The sequence below is a fragment of the Leptospira abararensis genome (assembly GCF_016918735.1).
In the GTDB taxonomy this organism is placed as follows: Bacteria; Spirochaetota; Leptospiria; order Leptospirales; family Leptospiraceae; genus Leptospira_A; species Leptospira_A abararensis.
Map to the genome: position 1 here is coordinate 228854 of NZ_JAFFPR010000060.1, position 15458 is coordinate 244311.

Here is a 15458-nt window from a genome sequence, read left to right on the forward strand (position 1 = left end):
ATAAATCTACTGCAAGTCCATAAAACAAAGAACTCACGAAACCTATGAAATGAGGAGTGATCGCTACTAAAAAAAGAGCCAATGGCAATTCGGCATCTAACACCGAATGCCTAATTTGTAAAATTTAGTCTTGGATGACACTCATAGAGTATTCAGAAATCGCTTCGCGACGTTTTTCTGCATAGTCTTTGTGAAACCAAAGGTCTTGGGTGTTTTTGGCAGTCTTTTTGTTTCCCACAGTAATGGTAGTCATACAATGATCCACCGCATACTTCATGGCTTCCTTACCTGTTTCTCCGAGTCCCTTATTTCGTTTTTTACGAGTGATTTCTGCACCTTGTTTGTTGACACGTGCCACTAACTTATCGTAGTCGGAGTCATCGATACAGAAGACAGTTTCTTTTTTGGCATCCTTCCACTTCACATCCACTTCGTATAGTGGTGCTGCAGAAATATTAATAAAACCTAAATCAAAAAGTTCCGGCCAATACTCATAGAAAAAAGACAACATAAGAGAACGAATCGCATAACCATCAAAATCCGCATCTGTGATGATACTGATACGATCGTAATGCAATTCATCGATGGACTTCACTTTTTGGTCGAGTGGAAGACCTACGATCGCAACGATGTTTTTCATCTCTTCGTTTTGGAGAGCTTTTGCGAGAGACATTCCCTTACAGTTTAGTGGTTTCCCTCGCAAAGGAAAAAGACCATGTAATTTTGGATTTCTTGCCGGACGTAAACCCGCAATCGCCGAGTCCCCTTCCGCCACAAATAGAATTCGGCCTGGATCGTTTGGTTTGCCTGTCGGAGGCATAAGCTTAGGGATATTGTTCCGAGACGCCTTACGGAGGCCTTTCTGCGCGTCCTCAAGCTGTTTTAGCTGGGTTCTACGCTCCATCACCATCTTAATTTCTTCGATCAAACCCGTTTTCTTTAAAAGTTTGTCCAAATGTTTGTCGACCGACTTTCGGATATCATCATTCAAATCATTGATGAGATAGGATTTATCTTGTGATTTAAAACGGGGATTGAGGATACGAAGGTTCACATACATGTGGAAACAACTTCTAACATCGTTACGTGTACATTGTGTATTGAGTTTCTTTTCTAAACTCACAATTTGCGATTTTTTACGAACCTCATCACATAACCTGTTTTCCAAATACTCAATGGCCGAACCACCTTGTGGACAGAAAATCGAGTTCACCCAAGTGAGGGTTTTGTTTTGGCCCACAACCACATAGGTGTCCATATGGATTTGAGAAGCAGAAGTTTTATCCGCATAATCCAATTTATAGTAAACCATCTCGGAATTACTAAAAATCTCATCAAAACCTTTTTTGAATTTATACTTTTCCTTTCCAGTTTTGTGGATAAATACTACTTCCAAACCAGGGTTAGACATCGCAATGTCTTGCAGGTATTGTTTCACCAAATTAATATTAAACGAAGTATCCAGATTATTAAAATAGGCTGGGTTTAATTCAAACTCAACTGTGGTTCCGTGATCTTCTTTTTTAGCAGTTTCTACAACAGCAGTCATTCCCGCTTTATCACACGGAGCTTTTAGTTGTTTGATTTGGTCTGCCGATAAAAGAGGGCAATCAGCAAAAGTTCCATGTTCATCATAATACAAATAAACACGTTCTGTATCTTCTTTCGAAAGTTTAAAACCTCTAATGGTTTTTTTAACATCATCATGGATACTAAACATTTTTTTATAAGCTTTACCACCATTGATGGTCTTCACTCTAAAAAACGAAGAGACCATACGAACAAGAGATATACCAACTCCATTTTGTCCTGCCACATGGTCTTCTTTGACTTTATCATCAAAGTTTTCTCCATACATCAAGTGAAGATAAACACCTTCCGCATTGTCAGCAGGAATCCCACGACCATTGTCTTGAATGGTAACCCGTTTGCGATCTGTAGACAATTGGATGATGAGTTTATTCATTTTGTCTTTTTCTGGGATGGATTTGTCGTTTAAGTTCTTTCTATACTCATCCACGCAGTTCATACAAGCTTCATCCAAACATTTGAGTTTGGCAGGAATGTCTGAAAGTTCTTCGTGCACAATGTCGTATGTACCAGCACTATCTTTAGTAAAAAAATGTTGTTCGAATGTGGACAAAGAGTTTTGCCCAAGCCACATTCCGGTTCGCATCCGAACGTGTTCTACATTCGATAATTTCTTAAAATTTCGCGAATTCCCTGAGGTTTTTTCAGTTTTTTGAGCCATATGTATTTATTTCGGATCCCATTTTTTCTTCAGTTCATCAAGTTCATCGGTCATAAAACCGGTGAGTTTTTTATCATCTTTTTGTAATGCAGTATACTCAGTGTATTTGGTTTTTGCTTCTACGATGGCATCTTCACATTTACGAACTTCTTCCAAAGTCATTCGGTATACAGGAATGGAACTCAACCATTCGAAGTAAATGAACTTAGCAGCTCTTAGTTTATCTTCAAATTCTTTTTTGGATTTAATCCCTGTTACTTTTTCGTTCCATTTTTCTTTAATGAACCGAATGAGTTCTGAGTTCCTATCAATCTTTTCTTTTTCCAAACCCGCCAATCGTTTAAAACGACGAATGAGATGAGTTTTTCTAAAATCACAAAATCGTTTGATGATTTCTTCAGGTACAAAGTTACGAAGTTTTCCTTCGTGAGTGATAACGTTGATAGTAAGGACTTCGTTGTTTTCTTTAGTAAAAAGTTCTTTGATTTCTTTTTCGGAAGGTTCTTCGCCTTTTTTGGCAATGAGCTCAATTTTAAAGGTTTGGCTGGAATGATCCACATAGTCTTTTAGCCAGTTGTCTTTTCTTTCAATCAAATCATCTAAATAATTAACTACTTTTTCACGGTTCCAATTCATGGGTGAATCAACAAGAAACAACTTCCCATCTTCTTTTTTGAAACCAAATGTGGTGGACATGACAGTGTTACCATTGTCATTTTTAGACAATTTCACTTCTCCACCGTACCCTTTGTACCACGGAGTGACTTTCTTTGGTTTTCCCGTTTTGAGATAAGTGACTTGGGAATCAATTACATCACTTAGTTTGTGAGCAGGGATGAAACAACGAAATCCCGTTGCAATTCCTTGGATGTTGTTTAAAAGGACAACGGGAACTTTTCCCACAAAGTGAATGGGTTCGTCTTCTGTTTCATCGTAGTTTTTGACATAATCAATGTCCGGCAAACTTTCAAAGAATCCTAAATCCTTGGCAAAGTCAGAAAGTTTTACTTCTGTATACCGAGGAGAGGCGATCGCATTAGGATCCAAAACATCACCAAAGGTTCCTTCTCCATGAACGAGTGGATAGTTATTCGCAAAAGCAAAGTCTTGTGCCATTTGAGAAAGGGCATCTTGGATGGAACGATCCCCGTGAGGATGGTATCCCATCGCAAGGCCGGCTACTTTTACTGTCTTTGTGTGACGGTTTCTTGCGTCCGAGTTCCACATCGCCCAAAGTATTCTTCGTTGAACAGGCTTTAGACCATCAATTTCTTGCGGAATGGCTCTCGAATCACATACATAACGAGAGTATTTCCTTTGGTCATCATTCACTTGGTCTTCAAAGGGGCGTTTCGGATACTGTTCTTCGTTCTTCATGGTTCCAAATGACACAGGGATGGGGTGAATTGACTTGTCAAGCGGTTTTCCCTTTTTAGACTGGCGATACACACTGATCTATGTCCCCAGAAACTCAAGAATACTCCCGATTCTATTGGCTTTTTTGTATCTTGATTTTTTTTTCTGGATCCAACTGCCAGAACCTGAAATCACTCATCACAAGAGATCCAATTTCAGAAATTCCCGCATCGATTCTCTATTTAAAATCTCCCCGGAAAATGAACCCATCCTTCTTCAAAGAAGGGTCCTCTCACTTCCGCTTTATTGAATGGGAACCTGGAAAATCTAGTGGATATGCAGAGAAAATTGAGCTCAGTTTCCTTGCTTACGATAGTCTTTTTTTATCGAAAATAAAGTCAGAATTTGGAAACGAACCTTTTGAATCTTATAAGATCATTTGGAACAGAAAAGTGGGAAAATTCAAAAAAGAAGAATCCGAAAAACGAATTCTCTTTGTTTATACAAGCGCCTACGTTTCAGAAACAAAAGGTTCCACACTCACCTCACTATTAGAAAATAAAACAAACGTCATTGAAAACAAAACTCAAATCGAAGAGTTCGACATATTCGAATTAGGTGGTGATACAGGATCACTCCTTGAGGAAGGAATTCGATCTACAGTTGGTGGGGATAGCCGCTGGTCCCATAGTTTGGGAAGTATGGAATTTTTCGCATCTTCCACTGTTTTTACCAAACAATCAAACAATACAATCCAATCGGAACATGTTTCCAATCATTACGACTATTTACAACTTCGTTATGAATACAATGAAACAGAATCTGACAAACTATTTTTTAAACCGATCTATAAAGAAAATGATACACAAGTTTTTTTTGTCCCGCCTTACGCCAATGGACTGACTACCAAAACAAAAGAACCTTTTGGTTATAAGCGGATCGGAGATTTTTTACTCAAAGAGGAAATGAAATGACAGAAGTTCGTACTCGTTTTGCCCCATCCCCATCAGGATTTCTCCACGTTGGAGGAGCAAGAACTGCCCTATTTAATTATTTATACGCAAAAGCAAAAAAAGGAAAGTTTTTACTTCGTATCGAAGACACGGACCAAGACCGGTCCACAGAAGCATCCTTCAAAATCATTTTAGAATCTTTAAAGTGGCTCGGAATGGAGTGGGATGAAGGTCCTGGAGTGGGTGGTCCCAATGGCCCGTACACTCAGTCCGAAAGAATTCCTATCTATAAAGAATACACTGACAAACTGATTTCAGAAAAGAAAGCTTATCGTTGTTTTTGTTCCGCAGAGGAACTAGACGGCAAAAAGAAACAAGCTGATGCCATGGGAATTCCTTATATTTATGATGGGAAATGTTCTGATCTAACAGAAACGGAAATCCAATCCCAAATCGATAACAAAATTCCTTTCACAGTAAGATTCAAAACTCCTCATAAAATTGTGATCGTTGATGATATGATCCAAGGAAAGGTAAAGTTTGAATCCAAACTCATTGGTGACTTTATCATAGTCAAATCGGATGGATTTCCTTCGTATAACTATGCTGTGGTGATCGATGATGCACTTATGAAAATCACACATGTGATTCGGGGAGTGGGGCATCTTTCCAACACACCGCGCCAAATATTGATCTTTGAAGCCTTTGGTTTTCCGCTGCCTCGTTTTGCTCATGCTAGCGAAATTGTAGGAACCGATGGGAAAAAACTATCCAAACGTGCGGGTGCCACATCGGTTCTTGCATTTCGTGATCTCGGTTATTCCAGTGATACCATGCGTAATTATATGGCCCTACTCGGTTGGACTTCTCCCGATGGGAAAGAATACATGAGTGACGAAGAGCTTTGTTCCGTCTTTGATGTGGAACGCTGCTCCAAATCCCCTGCTACCTTCGATGTATTTAAAAAATTGAAAGAAGAAGAAAAGGAAACTGTTGATTTCAATAAGTTATCCCTTCTTGGTCTTGCCGAATACTTAAATCCTAAATCAAAACTCAATTGGATGTCGAATAAATACATTCGCGATGTAAACATTGAAACTTTAGGAAAGGAACTCGAACCATTCCTAAAAGATTGCCAAATCCCGGAAGCCTTTAAGTCGGGAACCAATCCGCAACTCCTTTCCATTTTGGATTCCGTTCGTGTGTATTTGGATCGCCTAATCCAAGCCCCACCCTATATCGAAGAATTCTTTTTAGAGAATCTCCAATTCGAAAATGATGAGGCCAAACAATTGGTTTTGGAAGGAAACGGCAAGGCGGTGGTTTCTGCTTTTTATCAATATGTCAAAGCCCATGCCTTAGTGACTCCCGACGAATACAAGGAAGCCATGACAAAGGCGGGGGAAACGACTGGAGAAAAGGGAAGAACTCTCTTTATGCCCATTCGTGCCATTACTACGGGAAAATCTCACGGGCTAGAACTGCCCATCCTCTTTAGCCTTCTCGGCCAAGAGAAGCTCGTCAAACGGATGGAACAGCTAGCTTTGGCCTTAGGGATTACGGTTTAGGAAATTTTTTCCCCTCCCCTTCCGATTTAAAGGTTTTTTGACTTTTTTTCTCCCTCTCTTTCGTGTAATATAAATAGGAGAGGGGGACAAGGCGGCCATTGACAGCACCATCAGAAGTTTTACCGTATTTGTTAACTCCCTCCGCAGGATCGTATGCGATGTTCCTACCTCCCGATATGTCCTCTGTCAGGCATTTCCGAACTGAACTCAAACGCACCCTAGAAGACAATGGTTTTAGTGCTGATAATATCATGCATATTGAATTAGCCGCTGACGAAGCGCTTACCAATGCGGTGAGTGCCAATGTTTCTTGTCACTGTGACGAAACCATCATTTGTCGGTGGCGGATTGATTCTTCCAAATTCACCCTTTATATTTTGGATTATGGATCAGGACTGTCGGAAGAAGGATCTCTTCCCGACACAGACAAAGACCTGCTTAAGGCAAACCAATCACAATGTTTTAGTACCTTTCTCGACCATATCAAAAATCACCAAAGTAAAAAACCGGACACCCTCCCTTATAATGGTTCAGGCCAAAAACATAAGAACATGGGAAAAGGATTGAAAATTATCAATGCCATGATGGACTCCGTTAAAGTAATGTTTCACGGAGAAGGAATGGTAGACGAAGCTCCGGCGGGGTTCAAAGTTATGGGCTCCATCATCGCTCTCGAATACGACCGTTCCAAACACTTATAATTTGATCCTTCATATCAATACTTCCCGCGAATGGCGCGGTGGAGAACAACAGCTTTATTATTTAGTCCAAGGACTAACCACTTTCAAAATCCCACAAATGATTGTAGGCCAACCTGGATCTCCTTTAGAAACCAAATGCAAAGAGAATGGATATGAATTTGTTCCCATCGAAATGCGTGGAGAATGGGATAGAAAGGCATATAAGAATATTCGATCTCTCTGTATTTCTAAAAATGTAAAACTCATCCACACTCATACGGCTCATGCACATACATTGGCTCTTCTTTCCAAAAGAAATCACTTAAATATTCCTCTCATTGTATCTCGCAGGGTAGACTTCAAACCGAAATCCAGTTTCTTTTCTAGATGGAAGTACCAACATCTAGCAAACGACTATTACTTGCCCGTTTCGCAAAAGATCAAAGAAGTGATGATGGAAAGTAAAATTGCTCCAGAAAGAATCATCACAGTTTATTCGGGAATTGATTTAAAAAGATTTTCTAAATCCGTCCCTCATGAATACTTAAAAGAAGAATTTCATATTCCCAAAAAATGCATTGTGATTGGGAATGTGGCAGCTCTTGTGGATCACAAAGACCAAGAAACATTACTCAACGCAATAGCAAAGATGAGAACGGGTGCTGACTTTCGCCTAATGATCGTAGGTGAAGGGAAACTTGAAAACAAACTCAAAACCCAAGCGGAACAATTAGGAATCACCGAAAAAGTAATTTTTACTGGTTATCGTAAAGACATCCCCGCCCTACTTTCTTTATTTAATATCTTCACACTCACCTCCAAAGAAGAAGGCCTTGGAACTTCTGTTTTAGATGCGATGGCCTCAGGACTTCCGATTGTTGCCACCAATGGTGGTGGAATTGGGGAAATGTTAGACCATAACGAAGGTGCTTACGTATGTTCTGTGGGAGATGCAGAGAATATTGCGTTAGGTTTGGACAAACTGGTTGGCTCCGAAGAATTACGAACCAAGTTCGGAACGTTCAACAAAACCTCGGTCAAACGATTTTCTGTCACCAAAACAGTTGAAAAAACAAAACTAATCTATTATTCCTTTTTAGGAGATAGTTTGTACGGAGAGGGAACATGAGCGGAAGACTACTCATCATTGACGGCCATGCCTTGGCTTTCCGAGCCTATTTTGCTTTTGCTGCATCCAACCTCACCAATTCCAAAACGGGACTTCCTAGTGGTGCCATCTTTGGATTCTGGAGGATGTTATTCAAACTCTTGCAAGATGAAAAGGTATCTCATATTGCCTTCACATTCGACCCGGGCACAAGACTCGAAAGAAATGATTTGTATGAGGACTACAAAGCGCATAGAAAACCAATGCCTGAGGATCTAAAACCACAGATCCACAAAATCTATGAGATGTTAAAGGCATTAGAATTCCCCATGTACAAAATGGATGGAATTGAAGCAGATGATATCATCGGTTCATTGTGTAAAAAATTTGCGAAAGACTTTGAAGAAATCATCATCCTCTCGAGTGACAAAGACCTATACCAAGTTCTCGATAAAAACATACATATGTTACGTGGGAAACGGGGTGTTTCCGAATTTGAAAAAATCGATCCCAAGTGGGTAGAAGAAAATATTGGAATCACCAAAGAACAAGTGACCGATTATATGGCGCTTCTCGGTGATGCCTCCGACAACATCCCCGGTGTCAAAGGTGTGGGTGAAAAAGGGGCGGCTAAACTCATCCAAGAATTTGGAAACTTAGAAACCATTTATAAAAAACTAGACCAAGTCAAAAACAAATCCCTTATCGATAAACTAGCGGCGGACAAAGAGAACGCTTTTTTATCTCGAAAACTCGCTACCATTGTCACCAACCTCAAACTAGATATCAAAAAGAATGATTTAAAAATTCCGAATTATTATGATCCGGCCAAAGTACAATACTTTAAAGATGAAGGATACAATGTCCTCCACCGTGACCTTGCCAAACAAGCGGGAATTCCCATCACCAGCGATGGGGATAACAAAGAAGTCAGTTCCGAACCAACAACTGGAAAAAAAGGAAAAAAAACTGCAGAAGATTCAACCAACGAAAAAACCGAATCAAAACCAAACAAAGGTTCTGCGGTATCTAAAAAGAACTACAAACGAATCCAAACTTTAGACGATTTGAAAAAAATCGTTAGCAAACTCGATCCGAAAAAACCAATCTCTGTGGACACAGAAACCACATCTTCTGATCCCATGCTTGCTGAGTTGTTAGGTGTTTCTTTTTCTCAGGAACCTGGTGTTGGTTATTATATCGCTTTCTCACATCCAGAATCTATTTATAGCCACCTCCTTCCAACACCCGAAGAAGGACTAGTAGTTTTAAAACCAATGTTAACCGATCCCAAGTGGAAAAAAATCGGGCAAAACATCAAATATGATTTATTAGTGCTTCGAAATTACGGTCTGGAACTTGCGGGAATTTACTTTGATACCATGCTTGCCTCTTATCTTTTGAATCCAGGAGAACGTCGTCACAATATGGACGATATGGCCGTCGATTATTTGGATTACAAAACCATCACTTACGAAGAGTTAGTTGGCACGGGCAAAAAAAAACAAAACCTATACGATATAGACCCTGAAAAAGTTTCCGAATATGCCTGCGAAGATGCTGACATCACCTTACAACTTTGTAATGTGCTCGCACCAAAAATGGACGAAGGTATTCATAAAAAATTATTTTTTGATATTGAAATGCCAGTTCTTTTGACACTGGCGGATATGGAATTTGAAGGAATTGCCGTAGAACCAGGATACTTCGAATCCCTTTCCAAAATCTTTGAAACTAAAATCAAAGAACACGAAAAGAACATTCATTTCTTTGCCGGAAGACCATTTAACATCAACTCAACGAAAGAACTACAAACCGTTCTATTCGAAGACTTACGTCTTCCTGCTGAGAAAAAAACACAAACGGGATACTCCACAGACCATTCTGTTTTGGAATCTCTCCAAGGAACTCACCCCATCATTGATCATTTGTTAGAGATCAGAAAATTTTCCAAACTCAAATCCACTTATACGGACACTCTCCCCACACTCATCAATCCCAAAACGGGTCGAATCCATACAAGTTACAACCAAACCATTGCCGCCACAGGCAGATTGTCCTCAACAAACCCCAACTTACAAAACATCCCGATCAAAGATGAAGAAGGAAGGTTACTCAGAAAAGGATTTATTGCCAAAAAAGGATTCGAAATCCTATCCCTAGACTATAGCCAAATTGAACTCCGAATCATGGCCCACTTTGCCAATGACCCGCAAATGATGGACGCTTACAAATCGGGAGCCGATATCCACAAACGAACCGCAGCCGGCCTTTTTGGGATCCCAGAAGACCAAGTAACTCCCGATATGCGAAATAAAGCAAAGGTGGTTAACTTTTCTGTGATTTATGGAGTCACTTCATTTGGACTTTCCAACAACTTAAGGATTAGTCGTAAAGAAGCTAAAGAATTCATCGAAAAGTATTTTGCCACCTATACGGGTGTGGGAACTTATATGGAAGAAATCGTTGAGTTTTGTAAAGAACACGGCTATGTGGAAACACTACTTGGTCGTCGGCGTTACCTTCCCGATATCCATTCCAAACATAAAATGGCCAGTGAAGCTGCCAAACGTGTCGCCATCAATTCACCCATCCAAGGAACTTCTGCGGATATGATAAAGTTAGCAATGATTCAGATCCAAAAGAAAATCAAAAAAGAATCATTTCGTTCCAAACTCATCCTCCAAGTCCATGATGAACTAGTATTTGAAGTAGATCCAAAAGAAAAAAAAGAATTCTACCAAATGGCCAAAGAAGAAATGGAATCTGCAATGAAATTAAAAGTTCCCATTGTCGCCCAAGGGAAGTTTGGCGGTAACTGGGATGAAGCGCATTAGGCCTTTTGCCTTACTTTTTCTCTTTTTTCTATTTTATCTTTGGAACACGAAGGATCTATTCTTAAACGATAACCTCTATGGTCGATTCGACTGGGATATGTATAGTTTCCATGTCGAATTCTTAAGAAAGTCCTTCTTAGAATTTGGTACCATCTTCCCATTATGGAATCCGTATTATGGTGCTGGGTTTCCTGTCTGGGAAAACCCAACAAGTAAGGTGGCGAGTTTCACCCATCTATTTGTTCTTTTTTTTCCCACACTCACCGCACTAAAGATTAGTTTTCTATTTTACTTTATCTTATCTGGAATTCTCAATTTTCACTCCTTCCGGTTTTATACAAAATCAAATGTTTTGGCTTCGTTACTTTTCACATTGGTATTTCAATTTTCTGGATTTGTATTTCAAAAATTCTATGCCGGCCACTTAAACCAAATCCCTGGACTATTTTTACCGGCTCTTGTATATTACATTCTTAGTTTTACTAAAAAACAAAATTGGGGAATCGCGATATTAGTTACAACAATCACCTATATTTTGTTATCCGAAGGAAGCATCTACCCCCTTTCCCAAACAGCATTCCTTGTATTCTTTATGGTCATTAGAGAAGTGTATCTTTCTGATTCTCCTATAGGGGCAATCAACCGATTTGCAAAACTCTCACTCTTTGTATTAGGCATTCTCGCCATCAAATGGTTTCCGATGTACCAATTCATCCATTCCGTGGGTAGATATTTTGTGGGAGATTACCACCATTTACATTGGAAAGACTACTATCCAATTTTTTTCGGTTCTTCCCAACATCCACTACTCGCCAAACCTCTATCACAAATGCAATACCGGTATTGGGAGTATGGAAACTATCTAGGCCAGTTGCCATTATTTCTCTCGCCTTTGCTATTCTTTACAAAAAGAAAAATGGTTTCCGTTCTCTTCCTTCTTTTACTTGTTTTGTGGTTGATGGCAGGAAATACTTCCACCTTTTCACCTGCAGCAATCTTAGAACTCCTACCTATTTATTCCTTAGAACGAGTCTATCCCAGATGGAGTCTTAGTGTGGTTTTTTTATATGTTTGGTGTTTGGCGGTTGGGTTTCAAAATCTTTGGAACCAGGTTCCCCAAAAATTTCATACAATACTCGGTGTTATCACTATACTTTGTTTACTACTTCATGCCCAAGAGGCAAGGAAAATGAACACAAAGTTTCTTTCAGAAATCTTTGTTCTTCCTTTGCCAGAAGTTTCCATTCAAAATCAAAATCACTATCCAATCGCTGTTTCTACCGTTCCCGATTACGGGGCTGATTCAAAAATGTTGCCAGCCCTACAAGCGAACCTATCGACGAATGATATTTATGAAAATATAACTTTCTATTTTACGAATCAAACGATAGGAGATACAGACTATAGAGGTGAATTCTATATTCTTGAGACGGGTAAGAAGATAGAACCGGAATCCTGGAAACCGGACGAGTTTCAATTCAAAATATTACAAAAAAAGCAAACCCTTGTTATTAATCAAAAATTTCATTCGAATTTTTCGACAAATGAGGAATCGATAAAACCATGTTCCCTTAAAGGATACTTAGCAATAAAAGCAGAGAAAACGATCAATCATCTAACAATAGTTTACAATCCATCCCTGGCACTAAATTTCAAAAACAGAACGGAACAAAACTGTTTCTAATGATTCAAACATTTTTTTTAATCAATTAGGAAGGAAGTCATTTTGTTTTAAAAAACTATTTCGAAACCAATTTGCTTTCACAATAGAAAATAATCCATACGAAACAAGTATGGCCTGCAAAGGCATTGCAGTGAGTGTAAAGCGATAGTCGGCAAAAAAGACTAAATGTATCCAAAAAATTATTAAATACAGAAAACAAATTAGGAATTCTTTTTTTATTACCAGTTGGTAAATGCCGAGAAAGAGGAAAACTGTAAGCAAACACCGGTATAAAGTTTGCGATAAGGAAAGGGGATTTTGATAATACACCGCTAGAGGCCGAGGCCCACCTGCCCCCCAAAGCCAAAGTACCGTTTTTTTCCATAAGTTCTGAATGATAATTTGGGGATTTTTTAAGTTTATCTGTAAAATATGTTGGAATATTTCATCTTTATTTTTGCTTAATTGAACTTCTTCAGAATAAGTCAACCAGTGCCTAGAGTATGTTCCCTGTGTATACGGATTATTCCCTACCAGAAAATTAAACTCCATACTTGAACTAGCAATTAAAGGTACAGATGAGTCGATTCGTTCTTTACCACCAGTACTAGCTACAAAATAAAAGAACAAAAGACATACAGGATACACAACATTCGAAATTCTAAATATACTATTTGCATAATACACCACAATAGAAACGATAAAAACAAGTGGAAACCAAGATCGGAATTCAGATAAAACTAAAGCAAGAAACAAAACTGTAATTCCATGAATCAATTTTTTATATACGTTTTTTCCTGACTTGGATTTAAAAAGTAAAAATAGATAAATTGAGAATATAGGATGAAACAAGTTTTCATTCCAAAATTGATTGGAGAAAGAAATATAATGGCTAGAAAAAAGATAAAACAATGCGACCAAAATAGTAACGGCCTTGCTTCCAGTATAATCCAAAGTAAAACGAAGCAAACAATACAACCCAACTGCTCCGATTAAAATCATCATGATCTTTGGAACCAATTGTCCCTCGCCAAACAACTGAAAACAATGAAATAGAAACCAAGTCATTCCCCGACTAAATGACCCATTCAATAAATCCTGCCCACTAAAAAGGGCTTTGGCTGCAGAAAAGTATGTTTCCGGGTCATCTCCCTTGATCAGTGAAAAGGGATCAAAATAAAGGGCAGTGAATCTCTGAATCGTGCTAACAAAAACCAGACCGAGGATCGCCAGATCCATTCGCTTTGTAAAACGATCGTAGAGGTTTTGAAAAACATTCGGCCTAGTAATGAATAAAAAATAAAGCGTAATGACAAAAGCAATGACAAAGTATTTTTTGAGAGGTAAATAACTATCAGCCTTTAACTTAATCGTTAAGAGAACAACAATCATCACAATGTAAAGAATCAAATTACGAAATCTGTCCTGATGCAAACGTAGGTCTTGGGGCAGAACAAAGAGATATACCACTCCAACTAACACAAAAACTAAAAAACAACCTAACTGGTAGTAAATATCACGATACAGCCACGGCCCTACCGTAGGTGGGTCTGTGGCCGAAAACGACATATTTTCTAATAAAATTCTAGATTGATTGGAGTTTACATAACCAATTAACTTCAGAAAACTGAAGGCGATTACAAATAAAACCAAACACCTTAGAATGATTCGCAAAGATTTTTTCATCGACTAACTAAATAACAACATTTGGACGAGCCCGAACCAGAGTAAACCCATAATATCCTTGTTAAATCATAATTTTCTAATTCTATGGACTTGACAGCTGAATTCGCCCTTGAACTTATTGTCAGAGATAATGAAAAAGTATTTTGATCACCTAACTAACCTGCGTCCAAACGAAACATTAAGTCTTCATGCAATGCGAGGGATAGGTATCCTTTTTGTTCTTATGGTTCACTTTTGCCATACCTTGGCCAAAGAAGCTTTTAACGTAAACCCTGAACTTTTCGGGTTTTTCACAAACTTTACATCAGTTTTGGATGCTTTTTTCGTGTTAAGTGGCTACCTGATTTCAGACCAACTTTTTAGTGCACACAAAAAGGGCAAAGACATGAGTTTTAAAAAGTTTTTCAGAAATCGTGTTCTCAGAATATTTCCTGGCTATTATTTCTTTATTACAACTATTATTATATTAACTTTTTTGCAAATTCTATTAATTGACAATGTAATTCAAAAAAAAGGGATTACTGATGTAGCTGTTCTCTCCGACTTCGCTTCCTTAAAAGCAAGGTTTAGCTCTTCTTGGGCAGATTTTGTCTTTGTAGGAAACTACATTAAAGGAATTCACGATCATACTTGGTCTTTGTCGGTAGAGGAACAATTTTACCTTTTTATCCCCTTCTTTATGACATTCGTTTTATTTAAACACCCAAAACATACGATGACATTTCTGGGTATTCTTTACTTTATTGCCATCCTCTTCCGTATTTTTTATTTTTATTCAGATGCAGTGATCATTAAATCTGAAAAAATGTATTACTCCACCGAAACTCGTTATGATGCTTTCATAGTTGGGATCATGATCGCATATTGGGGCCAATACAAACAGGATTTTCTAAAATCAAAGTTGTTTAATAGTTCCGTAGCGCTATCAATTTTTGCAGTACTTCTCTCCATAAACCATTTGATTCCAAGAAATGATTCTTTTCTATCCGTGACTTTCAAATACAACGTAATTAATATTGGTTATGGATTTCTTTTGATCTTTTGTTTGCATACAAAAGAAAGAGCGTATGATACGAAACTAGGTTCTATTTATAAAAGTACGATTGTATTTTTAGCAAGGACTAGTTATACAGTTTATCTCTGGCATTTAACTATATCTTCCATTCTCGGAAATTCAGGATTAATAACAAAACCAGAAAATATCCACCCAGGTGTTTACTATGTGACCTACTTCCTCATTTATTGTATCATCAGCTTTTTAGTTGGGTTTGTATTATACCGCTTTATAGAATATCCATTTATCCTCAAAAAAGAGCAGCTCAAAAAAGTGTAACAAGGTTGTCATATTAAACCTTC

Annotated in this window: 10 protein-coding genes; 7 read left to right on the forward strand and 3 right to left on the reverse strand. The window is 38.4% G+C overall.

Going from position 1 to position 15458, the window contains the following annotated elements; all coding sequences use genetic code 11:
• Positions 1 to 124: 124 nt before the first annotated feature.
• Positions 125 to 2251, reverse strand: coding sequence for a toprim domain-containing protein (locus JWG40_RS18355; RefSeq protein ID WP_205287209.1), 2127 nt, complete (start codon positions 2249 to 2251; stop codon positions 125 to 127).
• A gap of 6 nt (positions 2252 to 2257) precedes the next feature.
• Positions 2258 to 3628, reverse strand: a complete 1371-nt coding sequence (locus tag JWG40_RS18360) for a DNA gyrase subunit A (RefSeq protein WP_205287210.1) — start codon at positions 3626 to 3628, stop codon at positions 2258 to 2260.
• A gap of 80 nt (positions 3629 to 3708) precedes the next feature.
• Between JWG40_RS18360 and JWG40_RS18365 the strand changes: the two genes are divergently transcribed.
• The 6 genes from JWG40_RS18365 to JWG40_RS18390 all read left to right on the forward strand — a co-directional run bounded on the left by JWG40_RS18365 (position 3709) and on the right by JWG40_RS18390 (position 12437).
• Complete coding sequence (locus tag JWG40_RS18365) at positions 3709 to 4581, forward strand: hypothetical protein (protein ID WP_232369486.1); 873 nt, start codon at positions 3709 to 3711, stop codon at positions 4579 to 4581.
• Positions 4578 to 6128 carry a glutamate--tRNA ligase gene (gltX, locus tag JWG40_RS18370; protein ID WP_205287211.1) on the forward strand — a complete coding sequence of 517 codons (1551 nt, stop codon included), beginning with the start codon at positions 4578 to 4580 and terminating at the stop codon, positions 6126 to 6128. Before JWG40_RS18365 ends, gltX begins: the two co-directional genes overlap by 4 nt.
• A 98-nt stretch (positions 6129 to 6226) precedes the next feature.
• The gene (locus JWG40_RS18375; protein WP_232369487.1) at positions 6227 to 6829 is read left to right on the forward strand and encodes an ATP-binding protein; all 603 of its coding nucleotides are present in this window, start codon (positions 6227 to 6229) and stop codon (positions 6827 to 6829) included.
• Position 6830: 1 nt separating this feature from the next.
• On the forward strand, positions 6831 to 7937 hold the full coding sequence (locus JWG40_RS18380) for a glycosyltransferase (protein WP_205287212.1): 1107 nt from the start codon (positions 6831 to 6833) through the stop codon (positions 7935 to 7937).
• The gene (gene polA, locus JWG40_RS18385; RefSeq protein ID WP_205287213.1) at positions 7934 to 10753 is read left to right on the forward strand and encodes a DNA polymerase I; all 2820 of its coding nucleotides are present in this window, start codon (positions 7934 to 7936) and stop codon (positions 10751 to 10753) included. Before JWG40_RS18380 ends, polA begins: the two co-directional genes overlap by 4 nt.
• Complete coding sequence (locus tag JWG40_RS18390; RefSeq protein ID WP_205287214.1) at positions 10740 to 12437, forward strand: hypothetical protein; 1698 nt, start codon at positions 10740 to 10742, stop codon at positions 12435 to 12437. The genes polA and JWG40_RS18390 overlap by 14 nt, the downstream gene beginning before the upstream one ends.
• Positions 12438 to 12458: 21 nt before the next feature.
• Here the strand turns inward: JWG40_RS18390 and JWG40_RS18395 are convergent, their stop codons facing one another.
• Positions 12459 to 14090, reverse strand: coding sequence for a hypothetical protein (locus JWG40_RS18395; RefSeq protein ID WP_205287215.1), 1632 nt, complete (start codon positions 14088 to 14090; stop codon positions 12459 to 12461).
• Between the two features lie 142 nt (positions 14091 to 14232).
• Here JWG40_RS18395 and JWG40_RS18400 point away from each other — a divergent pair, with 142 nt between their 5' ends.
• Positions 14233 to 15435 carry an acyltransferase family protein gene (locus JWG40_RS18400; protein ID WP_205287216.1) on the forward strand — a complete coding sequence of 401 codons (1203 nt, stop codon included), beginning with the start codon at positions 14233 to 14235 and terminating at the stop codon, positions 15433 to 15435.
• Positions 15436 to 15458: the final 23 nt, after the last annotated feature.